This is a genomic window from Hyella patelloides LEGE 07179, assembly GCF_900659865.1.
GTDB classification, from domain to species: domain Bacteria; phylum Cyanobacteriota; class Cyanobacteriia; order Cyanobacteriales; family Xenococcaceae; genus Hyella; species Hyella patelloides.
Genome location: NZ_LR213933.1, coordinates 1 through 14,936 on the forward strand (window position 1 = coordinate 1; position 14,936 = coordinate 14,936).

Below are 14,936 nucleotides of genomic sequence, written 5' to 3' on the forward strand. Positions count from 1 at the left end.
CTACAAAAAGTATTGCAAAAGCTAAAATCAGAATTTTTCATCCTTGCAGTAATAATGATTTCAGTCAAATTACTTTGGCTTAATCTTTACGTGATACCAAAATAGCCAATCTTTTTTCCCATCTGCCCCTGAAGGTTTAGAACAAGTTTTTAATCAAGTCTGAATGGGAAAATCATAATCGTTCAGAAATGTTGATGAAGGCATTTTTTAAGCAATAACAGAACATACTGATGTCATTTTTTCTGATGTAGATATGTATAAGACTTTAGTCATAGTAAAATCTACTTATAGTATCAACTAAAGTTAGAAAGTCTTTATATCTTTAGTTCAGAGTAGATTCTAGACCTTTTTCAGATGTTTGTTTTTTGGGAAACCCATAAGATTGAGTTAATTATTAAGAAAGTGAACTAATTTAATAAGTTAACTGAGAGGAACTATTCAAAAAATAAGTTTCATTAGATTAATAATTAAAAACTATAGGAGTCTTATTAGTAATGAAAAATTTTTTTCAATATTTAGGAAGTTTTTTATTTTGGTTTTTTAGTAGCATAGGAGCTATTGCAATTACCCCTGAAGGTATTACTTTTATTTTGGGGATATTTATAGTAGTTATGAGTTTGTATATATTCCATTTAGTAAGATCAGAAGCTGAAAATAAATTACAAATAATAGCAACTTCAACAACTGGTTTATTTGGTGGTATTATTGCTGTTGCTCAATTAAATCTAATTAATCAATAGAGCTGAAAATGAAAAAGAAAGAACTTATTTCTAGAATAATAGTTTTTGTCTTATTAGTGTTTACTATATCTCCGATGTTTACATTATATAGTATAAATAGATATAACTATGGGAAAAACTTAAATAAGGAAGAGTATCTTAAAAGATTCGATCAATATAAAAAAGAATTATTAGACTTGAAAAAAAGTACAGACTTTACATATTCGTTAATAACTACATTTTTAGGACTATTAATTATAGTTGGTGGATATGAAATAATTATTTTTATTATTAAAGTAATCATAACTTCTAAAATTACTGATAAATTTTAATTTATTTATCGCTCTACTTGGCGTAAAGCTCAGCTATTGGCGATCGCCTAGTGAAGAAGAGTAAATATATTCCTCAAAAGGTGCGATCGCGTGTTGAAAGAATGAATAATGAAAAAGTACCAGTCAATAAAATATTGGAAGTTTTACACAATACAAGTAAGAAGAAAAAGTAATGAAGAAATCTATTGCCACGTATCACAACGGAGTTCGATTTTACAGCAAAACTATATCATTAAAATTTCCAGACAAAATTAAATCTTATCAAAAAAGGATGAATAATAAAGGATTAGTGCTTGTTAAAGAACAAGAACAGAGTGGTTTTCTCTATATGAGATATGTTAGCGATCGAGATAAAGAAAAGTATTTAGCCAAGCCAGAAAGCACAGTTAAAGTTACAGACTTAAAAGGATAATTTGTGAATTCAGAACAATTAAAGCTAGCCGAAAAAATTCGAGGTATAGCTGAAGATTTAGTGGTTCATCTTTACGCACCTCCATACACCATAAATACCCTCAAGGATTTCATTAATGAGATGAGTGAACTTGTTGATGAGATGGAGGAATTTGAAGATGTGGATGAATTTTTAGAACTGGAAGATGAGGAGGAATAATGAGTTTTTGTTACTCGGAGGTTCGGCGAGAGCTTCAAGAAGTTAAAGCAAGAATAGATGATTTACTTGACTATATGAATGCGAACCAATTAGAGCCAGATAGAACAGTAATTGATGATGAAATATGTTCGCAGTTAAAAAGCATATCTAACCAAGTTGTTCGAGGTAAGTTGCAGCAATCAATCAAGGAACATCTCACCAATACCTATGTTTTTACAGTTAAGTTTTTTGATGCCGATAAAAATGTGCTGTGGTCGGGAAGTGCCAGCGCAGACCATCATGACAAGGCAATGGATATTATAGAATCAATGTTTGAAGATACAGAATTTGTATCTAGGTGGAGTGGAGAATGTGAAGTTGAATATCCTGATGATTACGATCCGCCTGGCGGTTGGTAATTTAGTTTTTTTATCAAGGGATTGTTAATTAACAATACCTATTTATAGTTATTAGTTGTTTGTAGCAGGGTCGTCGCCACCTCCAAAAATCAAACTAGCAGCTAAAGCACCACCAACTACTCCGACTCCGACTACTGCAACTGGAGATGCTGCTGCTGCCGTAATTAAAAAAGTTCCAGCAACATTACCAGAAGCTAAAACTGAACCAAAATAAGCAGATAAACCAGATAATTGACAAGCACAAGTTCCTGCGTTGGCAGCTTGAACAGCGATGTATGCAGAGCTAGCAGTTTGTATACCTACTCCACCTCCTGCACAGCCTCCTCCAATCATAGTTTGATGATTTTTACTTAAACCCATAATTTTTAAGTGTTTTATTCATATTAAGTATATCTATCGTAGATTACAAAAATAAATGCTTGATAGTAAAGTTCGTATATCTCTACATTTGAAGTTCGATAAACTACATTAAAAGTAGAAAAATTGCCAAATAATCTTATTTTTAAATTGCTTTTTCTAATCTCTCCTTCAACCTCGTATACCTCTGCTGCTGTTTAACCTGTTTTACAGCGATCGCCACTGCCTTTTCCGAACCAATAATTAAAGCCAACTTTTTAGCTCTAGTAAGCCCCGTATAAAACAGATTCCGACTCAACATCACATAATGTTGAGTATAGAGGGGGAGGATAACAACGGGATATTCAGAACCTTGTGATTTATGAATACTGGTAGCCCAAGCTAGAGTGATTTCGTTCAAATCGGCATAGTCATAAACTACATCACGCTCGTCAAAGTTAATATTGACTTTCTTATCTATATGGTCAAATTTCATCACCATTCCCAAGTCACCATTAAACACCTCTTTGTTGTAGTCATTTTTTAGCTGCATTACGCGATCGCCAACTCTTAAAATACTATCTCCCCTAACCAATTCATCTTTACCTTCACTCTTAGGATTAATCAGTTGTTGCAGCACCTTGTTCAAATTGCGAGTACCCACCACACCCCTAGTCATGGGACATAAAACCTGCACGTCAGTAGCGGGATTAAAACCAGCATGGGGAATGTAATACTCGATTAATTCTTTAACAGTCTGTACGCCGTGTTCTGGCTCAGTACCTCCAGAATGCCAGAGACAATCAGAATTAGCCTTCATGCTTATAGGTTCGATTTGGGGATAATGACCGCGATTGATTTGATGTGCCGTCCTGATAATGGCACTCTCGGCAGCCTGACGGAATACTTGAGTCAGACGCACCACGGTAATTTTCTCCGAAGCAATCATATCAGACAGCACATTACCCGCACCCACAGAAGGAAGCTGATCGATATCCCCCACCAGTAAAACCTGACAATCTTTTGGTATGGCTTTGAACAGGGAATGAGAGATAAATAAATCCATCATGCTGGATTCATCTATGACGATCGCGCTACATTCAAGAGGATTATCTAAATCCCGTTTAAAACCCATCGAGCCTGGGTCAAATTCCAGCAGTCTGTGAATGGTTTTGGCTTCTAATCCCGTCATTTCACTCAATCTTTTAGCTGCTCTCCCAGTAGGTGCTGCACAGGCTATTTTGCGCCCCATAGCTTTCCACAGCTTGAATATAGTATGAACTGAAAAAGTTTTCCCCGTTCCTGGCCCTCCAGTGAGAATCATCAATTTTTCTGAAGCTGCTTTGAGTACTGCTAGATATTGCTGGGGGGATAGTTGAATCTTTCGGGATGCGGTGTACCGATTAATCCAACTCTTTACGCGATCGCTGTCTACATCTAATGAGTTTTCTATTTTTTGTAATATCAGTTTTGCTAGATGTTGCTCTGAATAATAAAAAGTTGGTTTGTAGTAAATGATTTCATTTTCATCTCTTTCTCTAATTAATTCCTCTAACTGCACCATTTCTGAGAGGATGTTTACAATAGCCCTTTCATCAGCTTCGTGTTCTGTTTTTTCTTCTATCTCCGTACTCGTTTCGTCCTCATTTTGACCTCTTTTATTACTCCCTGAAGAATCAGGAACTCCTTTAACAGTCAATAACTCACGACTCATAGGAATTATCTTATTTTCGGGTAAATAACAATGACCATCTTCTGATGCTTTATCCAACACGTGAATGATACCCGCTTTGTAGCGAAACTGAGAATCAGGAGCAACCCCCACATTACGCGCAATCTTATCTGCTGTAAGAAACCCAATCCCAAAAATATCAATAGCTAACTGATAGGGATTTGTCGTGACAGTAGCGATCGCACTATCTCCATACTGCTTGTAGATCTTCACCGCATAAGTAGTCGATACGCCATGTCCTGAAAGAAAAATCATCACCTCTTTAATAGATTTTTGTTCCTCCCAGGTGCGCTGAATCATGGCAATTCGTTTCTTGGCAATACCTGGAACTTCAATCAAGCGGTCTATCTGATGCTCGATAATCTCTAAAGTCTCCAAACCAAAATGCTTGACAATTCTATGGGCTGTAACTGGCCCTACTCCTTTTATCAAACCGCTACCCAAATACTTCTCAATTCCTGTTAATGTTGCTGGCTTGGTTTCTTTGTACTTAACAACTTGAAACTGCGAACCATAGCTTGGGTGTTCTGCCCAAACTCCCTGTAACTGTAACGTTTGTCCCGCCTGAATATTGGCAAAACTGCCCACGATAGTAATCAACTGTTTAACATTGCCTGTATTTAACCGCGCCACCGTATAGCCCGACTCAGAAGAGTGAAAGGTAATTCTTTCGATAACTCCCGTAAGAGATGATAGGGGTGCAGTAACGCTCGATGATGTCATAGGACAATAGTTCTACTTATCTAGTAAATAGTTTACCAGCAATCATTAACCAATCTTATTGATAGCATAAATATTGATTTGTCAATATTAATTTACAAAACTCAAGATATTTGTTACATTAATTTACATAAGAAAGAAATAAAAGAAACACGATATAGGAAAAGACACTATGTATACAACTCAACTAGATAACGGAACTCTTAACAACTACGCTGTTGAACCCAAAATGAGCTACGCAGAATACCCCACAGTATGGGAACAAAAACGCTATTTAAAACAGGGTGCAGTAGCAGCATTATTCGTTACAGCATTAGTTTTAGTTTCTTTTGTCGTCAGCTAATTGCTAGAGACATTTAGATTTAAACAACAGCTTTAATTAATCTCATTTTGTCAACATTAAATTTCTCCTCTCGACCTTGGTGTATATGCCGAGGTTTTTTGTTGTTTAAATAATTATTTGTGCTTCCTCACCCAACCATCACCCTTGATTTCCCATTCTTCAGTAAGAGCTAATGCTAATGCCTGTCCTCTAGGCTTTTTCCCCTTAACTCGATAATCGCGAATTAGAAGATTACTGACATTCAAAATGTTTGATAACTCCATGTCACTTAATACTTTCTCTTCGTGAGGCTCGTATTCCGTCGGCTGTTCTCTAACTTTGGGCGATGTTTGTTTTCTTATAGGTGCAGTAACGTTTGTTTCAGATAATTTATTTTCAACTTCTGTCAGTCTGGAATCTAATTGCTCAATTTGTTTTTGTAAATTACTGTCTACAGCTTCATTTGTTATGGGTAATGTCGTATCCAAATGAGCGATACCGATTTTAATTAGTTCAAGAATGGTGGGTGTTACTTCTGGTTTGTTACTGCGGTGATGGATTTTAGCGTTGAAGTGAGAAAGAGCGATCGCCATAATTTCATCGTAAAGTTCGTTAGGTATGCGAACATCAACCCTCGTAATATTTTCTGTCCTTCTGCTAGTCATATCGGATAATATCGGTGTTTATCGGATAAATTTAACAGTATCGTACTTTTGAGAGGTTAACTCTTAGTATTAAGTAATTGGAGTTTGAAAATAGCGATCGCCTAAAAATGAATACATATTTAATAACAGGAGCAAATAGAGGTATCGGTTTAGAGTATTGCCGTCAACTGAAAGAAAGGGGCGATAATGTCATTGCTGTCTGTCGTACTGCTTCGGATGAATTAAAAGATTTAGACGTATCTATTGAAACGAGTGTGGATATCACTTCAGCTACAGATGTTTCACGCTTAATTAAAAGACTCTATGGCAAAACTCTCGATGTCCTGATTAATAACGCTGCTATTGTCGAAAGAATTAGTCTCGAAAGTCTAGATGTTGATAGTCTTCGTCGGCAATTTGAGGTTAATGCGATCGCACCCTTAAGATTGACTCGTGCTTTGTTGCCCAATATAAGATCGGGCGGAAAAATCATTATGATGACCAGTCGTATGGGTTCGATTGAAGATAATACTTCTGGAGGTTCTTACGGCTATCGAATGTCAAAAGTAGCTCTTTCTATGGCGGGTAAATCTTTATCTCTAGATTTGAAGCCGAGAAATATTGCCGTCGCCATTCTTCATCCAGGGTTAGTCAAGACTCGGATGACTAATTTTAATGCATCGGGTATTACTACAGAACAATCTGTTAAGGGACTAATAGCTCGTATCGACGAACTGAATCTAGATTCTAGTGGTACTTTTTGGCATTCTAATGGTGAAGTTTTGCCCTGGTAAAAGCTTAACTCTGATGAATAACATTTTCGATTTGCCTCCATCTCTACCAGATAAAGAACTATTTGAATCGCTAATTACCAATGACAATATTCTCATTGAGAGAATTATTTCTACTGGTCAAACTACACCACCAGGGGAATGGTACGACCAAGATAAAGATGAATGGGTAATTCTGTTACAGGGAGAAGCTATTTTAGCTTATGAAGATGGAAGTCAGATTAAACTGACAGTAGGAGATTATCTATTTATACCTGCCCATCGGAAGCATCGTGTGGAATATACATCATCTAATCCTCCCTGTATTTGGCTAGCAATTCATGGTGATATGAGTAAAGTTTAATAGGTTAATAGTCTAATGGTCTAATACCTTATTACGTTAGTAAAACCTCTATATCGAGAGGCTTAAGGGAATTAATAAAACATCAAACTAGACAAGCTGTAATCTGGAAAGGAGCGGTAGTTAAACCTTGAGTGATGTCATCAACACTACCTACTTGCTGCCAATTAATACCTGCATTTTGTAACAATTCAATAGCAATCCCAATTAAATGTTGGGGATAGATACGTTCGTTGGGTGTAGTGGGTTGTGGGTTGCTATCTCTAATGTTTTTAGCCGTATCGGTTAACCACTGCTGTTGCTGACGGCTAATTTTAATATTGATGGTGGCTGGTGTTTCGTCTCGTTCTAAGCGGAGGCTGTGGGCTGCTTCGATATCGATGGATGTGTTTTGTAATAGTTGAATGGCAATGCCTACAAGATGTTGAGGATATACCCGTTGACTTGGCGGGACTGGTTTGCTGTTGTTCTGTCTGACCATTCGGGCGGTATCTGCGAGCCATTGTCTCTGGTTGTTGGCAATTTTGATATTAACATTAGTCAGTTGTTTGGTTCTAGTTTCCTTAACCTTTGTTTCCTTACTCTCTTTAGCTTTTGGCTTTCTGTTCTCTGTTGTTGGAGGGCTGGAGAAAAGATAATTAATAGTGTGTTGGCTGGTAGGTGCGGTGGCTTCGGAGGAATTACCCATCTCTGCGATGCGCTTGAGTAGTTCTAGGTGTTGAATCGCTGCATTGATGACCGATAGTTGATTATGGCTCAGGGTATGAAGGGATTTGAAGAGGATGGGGTCAACGGGTTGATGAGAGCCTGTATGGATGGTGCGACCGTGAGAGCGAATACTGATGATAAGGTTTTCTAGTTCTTCTAATGCTGATGATAGGTCGGCGGGAATTTCCGTAGATGTTGGTTCTGGTTGGATGGGATTTTGACCAGTAGTCATCCATTCTCTTACCCAGCGATTGACTAAAATACGAAAGTCAACCGATATCCAAGCTGCCAAATCTAAAGCTACCTCTGGATGTACCCAAGTGCCTTGTTGAGAATTGCCTCCTCTGAAAGTCAGTACCAGAGCCGATGCGTAATTTTTGCGGTTCGGGTTATTGACAATAAGATCGATTCCTAAATCTTTAGCTAAAGCTTTGGCATATTTTTGTGTACTGGGTAAACGCCAATATTGATACCATTCTTTATTATTGGCTTGGCACATCTGAGTAGCATTGATATAACCATCTACATGACGTTGACCGATCTGTAAGCCATTGACTTTGTGATTTATGATTTTCATTGTGACCTCTAGTTCAGGTTACTTCCCCTGGGCTTCGGTCACTGCCAATGACCAGCCATGAGGGGACTATATTTATTTATTTTAGTATAAAAAGGAGATTTGCGATCGCTTGTTCTGAAGAATTTTTGGCGATCGCTATTGTGGGTTGTGCTGCAAGATGGGAGAGATGCGATCTCGATAAATCTAACATTGAAACAGTTTGCCCTATATCTCAGTCTATAAATTGATAATTAATTTTTATAACTTAAGAATGAATCTTTCTTTAATAAAAAAGTATGGTGTTCCCTCTGCTAATTTAGCTTGTGATGTTCTGACTCAAACTATAAGTCCCAAGTCAGTATTAACAGCAGGTAAAATTATAATTACTTTAGCTGACGATATAAACTCTATTAAAACAGATAATATAGCAGAACATTTTGAGATTGATGGAGATAAAGATCATGGTCGGGCTATGGAGACTCTTAATAGAGAATATGATTTAGCCAATAATCAAAATAATATTCTTTTTGAAGTAAAAATTTTACTTAATACTGCTATTGGAAGCTATAGATTTTCCAGAGAAAGGCTAGAAAATAATTGGCTTGTCTTCGATCGAAAAAAATATGCGAGATACAGCAATAAAGAAATAATATGCTTTTTAGAAAGAGCCTATTGTTGCCTTCTTATAAATGAAAAGAAGCTCTGCGACTTCTGTTTTTTCGAGGCAAGAAAAATATTTTATCGATATGTCGAATTGCTCATGATAGATTACTTGAAAGCAAATAAAAAAATCGATATCGACAATCAAGAAATTTTATCTTTGGCTAAAGAAATAGAAAAACAAGAAAAAAATCTGTTAGAAATAGCCAAAATATTGAAGATTGATCCTTGGAAATTAACCTGTACTCTTATCAAAGAATCTAAGGAAATAACGAATTGGATAGAGGTAAATAAAGTTAGCTATCGACCAGTAACTAAAACGATTTATTTCTATAAATTCAAGCGATGGAATCCTCCCACTTAATTGTTGGTTGACTAGCTATAAATTCAACTGCTCTCTCAATTCTTCCACATTCTTAACTTCAGCCCAATTAACATCAGCATTATTCAGTAAATCGATCGCGACTCCTATAAGATGCTGAGGATAAACTCTCTCTGCTGGGGGTACTGGTGAGGAGTTATTATTTCTCACTTGACTCGCTGTATTAGCTAACCATGTCTTTTGGTCTTCTCTGATTTTGATATTCACTGTGACCAATTCGCTTTGTTTCTTTTGCTTTTTAACCTTAGCTTTTGTTTCCTTGGGTTTGTCGGCTTTTACTTCAGATTTCTTAACTTCTGGCTCTGGTGTAACTGTTTCGGGTTTATCTGTCGGTTTAGGCTTGATTCCCGATAGTTTACTCAAGCTAGTCATGTTACCCATTTTCTTTTTAGTCATTTCCACAACCTCACGCATTCATTAGCTAGGGATTTATAGGCTTTTGCTCCATTAGAACGGGCTGCATATTCAATTACTGGTTGTTGATATGCGATCGCTTCAGCGACAGAGATATTTTCGGGTACGGTAGTTTTTAACAAACGATAATCCAATTCTTCGGCTGCTTCAGTTAATAATCTGTCAGCTTCTCTAGTAATAACCAACTTGGAGCGATATCTAACTCTAACTACATCAATCGGTACGTCACTGCGTTCTTCACGGATTAACTGTATTGCTTCGGATAGTCCTTTTAAGACTGCTGGCTCACAGATAACGGGCATCAATACGCGATCGCTACTCAAAATTGCCTGTACCGAGGCGATACCCAAACCAGGAGAACAGTCCATCAAACAAACATCGAAGTCTTTAAGTTTATTCAGTGCGGGAGTAAATAAATCCGAATCCGCATCTAGCTGAAACATTCCCAAATCAAATCACCAGGTATCAACCAGAGATTTTTCGTGTTGGTAGCTAGTGGTTTTATTTCTTCATTACTCAACCAATTTAAAGCTGTGGGTGCGTCTCCATCCAGACCCAAACCAAAACTAAGCGTTCTCTGCCCGTCCAAATCGATAACTAAAACCTTCCTCTTAGAAGTAGTCAGACAAGCACCCAGATTAAGAGTAGTGGTACTTTTGCCCGTGCCACCCTTGAAGTTGAAAACTGCAACCTTCAACATAATATCCTATTAAGGTCTAATACCTTGTTACGTTAATACCTTATTCCCTTACTACGTTTCTTATTTAACCCCAATATTTCATAAATGACTACATCCTTAATACTAATTTAGGCTAATCATCTAATACCTTAAAAGGTTAAACAGTTAATACTAATTACCCTTAAACAGATAAACATCTAATACCTTTAAAGGTTAAAAGGTTAAACAGTTAATTGTCTAAACATATATAACAAATTAGAATCTTGACTATCGCGGGAAAAACAAAAGTGCTTCCAAAAATTCCATAAACTATCTCTACAATCAAACGACTCTAATCTTTACTTGGTGTCGGTTCTACTCATGGCAATTTCTACGACTTCCCAAAAAATCTAGTTTCTACCTCTCTCAATCTAGCTAATGTAATTACTTGTAGTTTATAGAGTTACAGAATTAAAGATTGCGTTTCTGGGGCGTTTCTGGGGTTCGGTAGTGATTCTTGTGATCTGGATCGTAAAAATTTATTTGAAGTTTCCATATTATGTATATAGGAAAAAAAATTTTTATTCAAACTTCGCTACCATGACACAGAATTCTGCACCTGATAATTGCATCCGTCCCGACGAGTTGATGGAGGAATTAAGTATTAAAAAAGATGCCTACTATAAAGATGTAAACTATTTAGACATTAAGCCAGAGAAGGATTCTGATGGTAAGGTTTATCTCACAGAAGAGCAAGCAAATCAAATTAGAGCTTTAAGAAATCACGTTAGCGAGACAGGAAGACGTAACGGTTTTGATAATAGTTCGATTGTGAAAGTTGATAACAGTAACGAAATAGTTTCAAATAGTAGTGAAACTCAAGAAGATATTTATGTCGAACAGGAAGAACCTACATCTAAAATTGATTCGGATTTAGTTCGGGAAGCGGAAGAATTAGCTGCTCGTGGCATGGCAATGAATGACCTGATTAAAATTCAGCTAGCTTCTCAGATGAGTTTTGATGACTTGTCCCCTGACTTAAAAGAAAAGGTAAACATCGCTCGTGAGGTGGCTAACCCAAAGTTCACACCAGCAGACATCGCAACTCAGCTTCTAGCCCAACACCGCAGCCAAAAGGCACAAGCACAAGGGTAAATTACCAAAATGACGATACCTTCAATAAGGTATGTAATGCGATCGCTGCTGGAAATTCTGTTATTGTTCTCGGTGAAGCAGGTACGGGTAAATTTGATTTTGCTCAGGCTTTGCATGAGGAATTACTAGGGGATAAATTATCGGCTCTTGCTATCTACAAGGGTTCGATTAAAACTTTCTTTCAAGCGATCGCTTATCAGCTAAATTGTCCGACTCATGATGACAATGATAAGGCTCTTACTGTTGATGCTCTTAAAGAAGAGATATTAGTCAACTCAGGAGAGAATACAGTTTTAATACTGCCAGAAGCCAAAAGATTAACTACTTCGATCCGTTATTGGTTAGAAGACATGATGTCTGCTGGTGTATCTGTGGTGTGTTTCGCTGTAGCCAATCCTGGGAAAGATATCTTTTTAGAGATGCTAGAGATTGAACTTGATTTACCAAGCGATCGCGCTATTCGTGAAGTAATGGAAGCTGAAGCTCAAAGACAGGGACTACAAATTGATAAATCCCGTCTGGCAGAACTGCAACCATTAGCGGGTCGAAATCCCATGTTAGCTCGGAAAATCATCAAGAATGAAAAACTGGGGCTGAAGCAGGACAAGCCAGAACACACTCAATATGTAGTCATTATGCCCATTTTAATTGCGCTATTAATGTCTTTTGGCATTATTAGATTTATCGGTATGGGAACGGGAAATAAATCACTTTATATTTTTGGTGGTGTGACTTTAGTTGCTGGTATGACTTTGAAACAGTTGGGTAGCGTTCGGGGTGCGAGGAAGAGATTGGGGCAGTGATTCAAGGTATTTATGCAAATGAAGTTGATAAGTTACATTCCGATTGATGCTTCAATGTGTTTACAAAAATGCTACATAGACATTGAATAAAACTATTTGTAATTCAAAAAATATTTTCACAATTAAATTAATAGAGGTAATTAAAAATGCCATATAACAGCTTTGCTACTGCTTTTTCAAAAGGCGATCTTTTTATAGCCTCAACTAGCATCATTAACAAATCTAATCTTTTGGTTTTTGTACACGGTTGGAATCTTCAAGGAACTAATGATTATCAAAAACAATGGGAAAGTTTTTGTAAGACTTTCGCTGACGATCGCGATTTTGATGATTATGATATTTTTATATTTCGTTATGATTCTTCCTTTTGGTCGAATGAAAATCCAAGACAAATTGCAGAAGCACTAGAGAGCAAAATCCGTTGTTTTGATTCTAGACACTCTAATGGAACTGGCTATGAAAAAATTTACTTAATAGGTCACAGCATTGGCGGTTTTCTTTTACGTGCTGCTCTGCTAAAAGGTATTTCTACTGGGCAAGAAGAACGCTCTTGGGTAAGCAAAGTAAAATGCGTTCTATTATTGGCTGCAACAAACAGAGGCTTTCGCACATATTATTTTCAGCAAAAAATATTAGTAGAACTTGGACGTTTATTTAATCGAGGAAAATTAATTCTAGAACACCTTGTCGATCAACCATTCATTCTTGATGTCCGTCTCGAATGGATCGAGATAGCACAAAGCGAAAGAAGAAATTTATTGCCCAAAACTGTACAAGTATTAGGAACTAAAGATAGATATGTATCTCCTGATGATAGTATCGATATTTTCGTTTATCAAGATTCTAGTCAAGAAATAATAGAGAGCGGAACACATACAAACATAATTGCTGTCAATGGCGTTGAAGACAATAATTATCAAAACTTCAAACATTTCCTGTCTGATGAGTATGCAACTAGAACCTCCCGTAGTCAGAGAGAACTACGAAATACTACCAAACCAACAGATATAATCATTATTATGCATGGGATTCGGGATCGTGGAAGCTGGCTAGAAAAACTGGAGAAAAGGATCGAAAACTATGCAGAAAGCAATAATGAACTTATAGTTAAAACCTTTTTAGTAAACTACACACGGTTTCCTATTAAAGATTTTCTTGATGACAATAAAAGTCGTGAAAAAGCAGAAGCTTTATTTGGTGCTTATATTCAAGCTAAAGCATTATCTTCAGAGTCAACTAAAATTCATTTTATCGGTCATAGTAATGGCACTTATATTTTTGCAAAAGCCTTAGAACTTTCTCAAAAAATTAAGTTTGAACGAGCTTATTTATGCGGTTCTGTCCTTCCACAAATATATCCATGGGAAAATTTCACAACGCGGTTAAATTTAATAAGAAATGATTGTGCAAGATGGGATTTGCCTGTTGGTTTTTTATGCGAAGCTCTAAATTTTTGGGGCATCAAGAGACTTGGAATGGCTGGATATGCAGGATTTACAAGTGAAAATAGAGGAGGTATGACAATCAAGGAATATAAATATTTAAAGGGAGGACACGGTGCTGCACTAAACGATCGAAATTACGATTCAATTGCTAAATTCTTGCTTTCTGATGAAAATTCATCACCCCCAAATGAGCTTATAGTTGGGGAACATTCAATAATGTCTTTTTTAAATAAAGCAGCACCCTATCTATTCATATTTTTAGTTTTTATTCTTGTTTATTTGACAATTATACCTTGGACAGACTTTGGTTTTCTCTCTTGGCTTGAGTCTGTTTCTTGGCTTACGTCTCAATTTATTTATCTTATTACCAATTTTAAATGGCAGTGGACAGCTATTTGCATAGTTTTATTGAGTTATCTTTATCGCCGTTTTTAGAGTTAAGAACTGAATAAAAATAGCGATCGATTAACCTTTTATCTATAATTAGTGAGCCAAATTACTGACAGTTTACAACAATGATTTAAGACTGGTGATTGACCTCCGATGACCAATGACTGACTATGCTATCTATAACTCATTGCGCGATCGCCTCTGCTGGAACATCTTTAATACTCGGCACAGCCGATCCTCTCCTCCTGGGACTATCAATAATTGGCTCTCAGCTTCCCGACATAGATACAACTACTAGCACCGTTGGTAAAATCTTCTTTCCCATTAGTTCTTGGATTGAGGATCGTTATCCCCACAGGACAATTACACATTCATTACTAGCTACTGCTGCTATTACTGTGGTTAGTTTTTTGGTTTGCTTTTTACTAGGGGATATAAATCTAAAATTAGCGATCGCACTTCCTCTCGGTCATCTCTTAGCCTGTTTCTCAGATACCTTTACCAAGCAAGGAGTACAGCTATTTTATCCCGATCCAGCCTGGGCTATCAGCGTTAGTAATCCTCGGCGGAGGCTTAAAACTGGTGGGGCTGGTGAATTATGGGTTTTAGGAGGAGCGATCAGGCGAAGCCTGCCACTTCGTGATCGCCCTTCTGATATTCGGTATCTATCTAGCCAATGGTGGCGGTATATCTCAGAGGATGTACGAAAAGTCTAAAAAGCTACGCCAACCGTCTAACCATAATCCTAATCATTGCTACATGGATGAATGCTTCAGCAGTTTCAGGTAAGACCTCGTAATCAATTGTCAAGCGTCGATATC

20 protein-coding genes and 1 pseudogene are annotated in these 14,936 nt (G+C 37.0%); 13 read left to right on the forward strand and 8 right to left on the reverse strand.

Translation table 11 applies throughout. The features are described 5' to 3' along the window. Nucleotides 1-494 precede the first annotated feature (494 nt). From H1P_RS21845 to H1P_RS21860, 5 genes are all read left to right on the forward strand, one after another. Complete coding sequence (locus H1P_RS21845; RefSeq protein ID WP_144871317.1) at nucleotides 495-740, forward strand: hypothetical protein; 246 nt, start codon at nucleotides 495-497, stop codon at nucleotides 738-740. 8 nt (nucleotides 741-748) lie between these two features. Then, nucleotides 749-1,051: a hypothetical protein gene (locus H1P_RS21850; RefSeq protein ID WP_144871319.1), complete on the forward strand. Its 303-nt coding sequence runs from the start codon at nucleotides 749-751 to the stop codon at nucleotides 1,049-1,051. Between the two features lie 271 nt (nucleotides 1,052-1,322). Continuing rightward, entirely contained in the window at nucleotides 1,323-1,463 is a 141-nt protein-coding gene (locus H1P_RS36355) for a hypothetical protein (RefSeq protein WP_186376076.1), read from the forward strand. Nucleotides 1,464-1,466: 3 nt separating this feature from the next. Further along, nucleotides 1,467-1,661: a hypothetical protein gene (locus tag H1P_RS21855; protein ID WP_144871321.1), complete on the forward strand. Its 195-nt coding sequence runs from the start codon at nucleotides 1,467-1,469 to the stop codon at nucleotides 1,659-1,661. Continuing rightward, entirely contained in the window at nucleotides 1,661-2,059 is a 399-nt protein-coding gene (locus H1P_RS21860; RefSeq protein WP_144871323.1) for a hypothetical protein, read from the forward strand. The genes H1P_RS21855 and H1P_RS21860 overlap by 1 nt, the downstream gene beginning before the upstream one ends. Before the next feature lie 51 nt (nucleotides 2,060-2,110). On the opposite strand, the gene H1P_RS21865 is transcribed toward H1P_RS21860, so the two are convergent. Further along, the gene (locus H1P_RS21865) at nucleotides 2,111-2,419 is read right to left on the reverse strand and encodes a hypothetical protein (protein WP_144871325.1); all 309 of its coding nucleotides are present in this window, start codon (nucleotides 2,417-2,419) and stop codon (nucleotides 2,111-2,113) included. A gap of 142 nt (nucleotides 2,420-2,561) precedes the next feature. Further along, nucleotides 2,562-4,850 carry an SF1B family DNA helicase RecD2 gene (recD2, locus tag H1P_RS21870; RefSeq protein WP_144871327.1) on the reverse strand — a complete coding sequence of 763 codons (2,289 nt, stop codon included), beginning with the start codon at nucleotides 4,848-4,850 and terminating at the stop codon, nucleotides 2,562-2,564. Nucleotides 4,851-5,019: 169 nt separating this feature from the next. On the opposite strand from recD2, the gene psb34 reads away from it, so the two are divergent. Continuing rightward, on the forward strand, nucleotides 5,020-5,190 hold the full coding sequence (gene psb34, locus H1P_RS21875) for a photosystem II assembly protein Psb34 (RefSeq protein ID WP_144871329.1): 171 nt from the start codon (nucleotides 5,020-5,022) through the stop codon (nucleotides 5,188-5,190). A 113-nt stretch (nucleotides 5,191-5,303) separates the two neighbouring features. On the opposite strand, the gene H1P_RS21880 is transcribed toward psb34, so the two are convergent. Further along, a complete protein-coding gene (locus H1P_RS21880) occupies nucleotides 5,304-5,834 on the reverse strand; it encodes a hypothetical protein (protein WP_144871331.1) in 531 nt (176 codons plus the stop codon). A 107-nt stretch (nucleotides 5,835-5,941) separates the two neighbouring features. On the opposite strand from H1P_RS21880, the gene H1P_RS21885 reads away from it, so the two are divergent. Next, nucleotides 5,942-6,607, forward strand: a complete 666-nt coding sequence (locus H1P_RS21885; RefSeq protein ID WP_144871333.1) for an SDR family oxidoreductase — start codon at nucleotides 5,942-5,944, stop codon at nucleotides 6,605-6,607. 13 nt (nucleotides 6,608-6,620) lie between these two features. Further along, a complete protein-coding gene (locus H1P_RS21890; RefSeq protein ID WP_144871334.1) occupies nucleotides 6,621-6,947 on the forward strand; it encodes a cupin domain-containing protein in 327 nt (108 codons plus the stop codon). An 82-nt stretch (nucleotides 6,948-7,029) separates the two neighbouring features. Here H1P_RS21890 and H1P_RS21895 read toward each other — a convergent pair whose 3' ends face one another. Beyond that, nucleotides 7,030-8,229, reverse strand: coding sequence for a KilA-N domain-containing protein (locus H1P_RS21895; protein ID WP_144871336.1), 1,200 nt, complete (start codon nucleotides 8,227-8,229; stop codon nucleotides 7,030-7,032). A 250-nt stretch (nucleotides 8,230-8,479) separates the two neighbouring features. Between H1P_RS21895 and H1P_RS21900 the strand changes: the two genes are divergently transcribed. Next, nucleotides 8,480-9,232 carry a hypothetical protein gene (locus H1P_RS21900; RefSeq protein WP_144871338.1) on the forward strand — a complete coding sequence of 251 codons (753 nt, stop codon included), beginning with the start codon at nucleotides 8,480-8,482 and terminating at the stop codon, nucleotides 9,230-9,232. A 15-nt stretch (nucleotides 9,233-9,247) separates the two neighbouring features. Here H1P_RS21900 and H1P_RS21905 read toward each other — a convergent pair whose 3' ends face one another. The 3 genes from H1P_RS21905 to H1P_RS37575 are packed head-to-tail and all read right to left on the reverse strand — an operon-like array spanning nucleotide 9,248 to nucleotide 10,364. After that, nucleotides 9,248-9,646, reverse strand: coding sequence for a hypothetical protein (locus H1P_RS21905; protein WP_222427166.1), 399 nt, complete (start codon nucleotides 9,644-9,646; stop codon nucleotides 9,248-9,250). Next, the gene (locus H1P_RS37570) at nucleotides 9,643-10,107 is read right to left on the reverse strand and encodes a ParA family protein (RefSeq protein WP_222427167.1); all 465 of its coding nucleotides are present in this window, start codon (nucleotides 10,105-10,107) and stop codon (nucleotides 9,643-9,645) included. The genes H1P_RS21905 and H1P_RS37570 overlap by 4 nt, the downstream gene beginning before the upstream one ends. Next, entirely contained in the window at nucleotides 10,095-10,364 is a 270-nt protein-coding gene (locus H1P_RS37575) for a ParA family protein (protein WP_222427168.1), read from the reverse strand. The genes H1P_RS37570 and H1P_RS37575 overlap by 13 nt, the downstream gene beginning before the upstream one ends. Before the next feature lie 558 nt (nucleotides 10,365-10,922). On the opposite strand from H1P_RS37575, the gene H1P_RS21915 reads away from it, so the two are divergent. The 4 genes from H1P_RS21915 (at nucleotide 10,923) to H1P_RS21930 (ending at nucleotide 14,831) form a co-directional block, all read left to right on the forward strand. Next, complete coding sequence (locus H1P_RS21915; protein ID WP_144871340.1) at nucleotides 10,923-11,477, forward strand: hypothetical protein; 555 nt, start codon at nucleotides 10,923-10,925, stop codon at nucleotides 11,475-11,477. A gap of 110 nt (nucleotides 11,478-11,587) precedes the next feature. After that, nucleotides 11,588-12,280 (forward strand): hypothetical protein, encoded by a 693-nt coding sequence (locus H1P_RS21920; RefSeq protein WP_246141889.1) that lies wholly within the window; start codon nucleotides 11,588-11,590, stop codon nucleotides 12,278-12,280. A gap of 146 nt (nucleotides 12,281-12,426) precedes the next feature. Next, complete coding sequence (locus H1P_RS21925; RefSeq protein ID WP_144871344.1) at nucleotides 12,427-14,160, forward strand: esterase/lipase family protein; 1,734 nt, start codon at nucleotides 12,427-12,429, stop codon at nucleotides 14,158-14,160. A gap of 125 nt (nucleotides 14,161-14,285) precedes the next feature. Continuing rightward, entirely contained in the window at nucleotides 14,286-14,831 is a 546-nt protein-coding gene (locus tag H1P_RS21930) for a metal-dependent hydrolase (protein WP_186376078.1), read from the forward strand. 4 nt (nucleotides 14,832-14,835) lie between these two features. On the opposite strand, the pseudogene H1P_RS21935 reads toward H1P_RS21930, so the two are convergent. Continuing rightward, nucleotides 14,836-14,936, reverse strand: a pseudogene (locus tag H1P_RS21935) (IS5/IS1182 family transposase); the annotation flags it as partial.

What these genes read in the sequence shown, in the direction of transcription:
- H1P_RS21915 (WP_144871340.1), top strand. Translation starts at nt 10,923, where the DNA reads ATGACACAGAATTCTGCACCTGATAATTGCATCCGTCCCGACGAGTTG.
- H1P_RS21845 (WP_144871317.1), top strand. Translation starts at nt 495, where the DNA reads ATGAAAAATTTTTTTCAATATTTAGGAAGTTTTTTATTTTGGTTTTTT.
- H1P_RS21925 (WP_144871344.1), top strand. Translation starts at nt 12,427, where the DNA reads ATGCCATATAACAGCTTTGCTACTGCTTTTTCAAAAGGCGATCTTTTT.
- H1P_RS21890 (WP_144871334.1), top strand. Translation starts at nt 6,621, where the DNA reads ATGAATAACATTTTCGATTTGCCTCCATCTCTACCAGATAAAGAACTA.
- H1P_RS21860 (WP_144871323.1), top strand. Translation starts at nt 1,661, where the DNA reads ATGAGTTTTTGTTACTCGGAGGTTCGGCGAGAGCTTCAAGAAGTTAAA.
- psb34 (WP_144871329.1), top strand. Translation starts at nt 5,020, where the DNA reads ATGTATACAACTCAACTAGATAACGGAACTCTTAACAACTACGCTGTT.
- H1P_RS21905 (WP_222427166.1), bottom strand. Translation starts at nt 9,646, where the DNA reads ATGACTAAAAAGAAAATGGGTAACATGACTAGCTTGAGTAAACTATCG.
- H1P_RS21885 (WP_144871333.1), top strand. Translation starts at nt 5,942, where the DNA reads ATGAATACATATTTAATAACAGGAGCAAATAGAGGTATCGGTTTAGAG.
- H1P_RS21850 (WP_144871319.1), top strand. Translation starts at nt 749, where the DNA reads ATGAAAAAGAAAGAACTTATTTCTAGAATAATAGTTTTTGTCTTATTA.
- H1P_RS21930 (WP_186376078.1), top strand. Translation starts at nt 14,286, where the DNA reads ATGCTATCTATAACTCATTGCGCGATCGCCTCTGCTGGAACATCTTTA.
- H1P_RS37575 (WP_222427168.1), bottom strand. Translation starts at nt 10,364, where the DNA reads ATGTTGAAGGTTGCAGTTTTCAACTTCAAGGGTGGCACGGGCAAAAGT.
- H1P_RS21895 (WP_144871336.1), bottom strand. Translation starts at nt 8,229, where the DNA reads ATGAAAATCATAAATCACAAAGTCAATGGCTTACAGATCGGTCAACGT.
- H1P_RS37570 (WP_222427167.1), bottom strand. Translation starts at nt 10,107, where the DNA reads ATGTTTCAGCTAGATGCGGATTCGGATTTATTTACTCCCGCACTGAAT.
- H1P_RS21865 (WP_144871325.1), bottom strand. Translation starts at nt 2,419, where the DNA reads ATGGGTTTAAGTAAAAATCATCAAACTATGATTGGAGGAGGCTGTGCA.
- recD2 (WP_144871327.1), bottom strand. Translation starts at nt 4,850, where the DNA reads ATGACATCATCGAGCGTTACTGCACCCCTATCATCTCTTACGGGAGTT.
- H1P_RS36355 (WP_186376076.1), top strand. Translation starts at nt 1,323, where the DNA reads ATGAATAATAAAGGATTAGTGCTTGTTAAAGAACAAGAACAGAGTGGT.
- H1P_RS21900 (WP_144871338.1), top strand. Translation starts at nt 8,480, where the DNA reads ATGAATCTTTCTTTAATAAAAAAGTATGGTGTTCCCTCTGCTAATTTA.
- H1P_RS21880 (WP_144871331.1), bottom strand. Translation starts at nt 5,834, where the DNA reads ATGACTAGCAGAAGGACAGAAAATATTACGAGGGTTGATGTTCGCATA.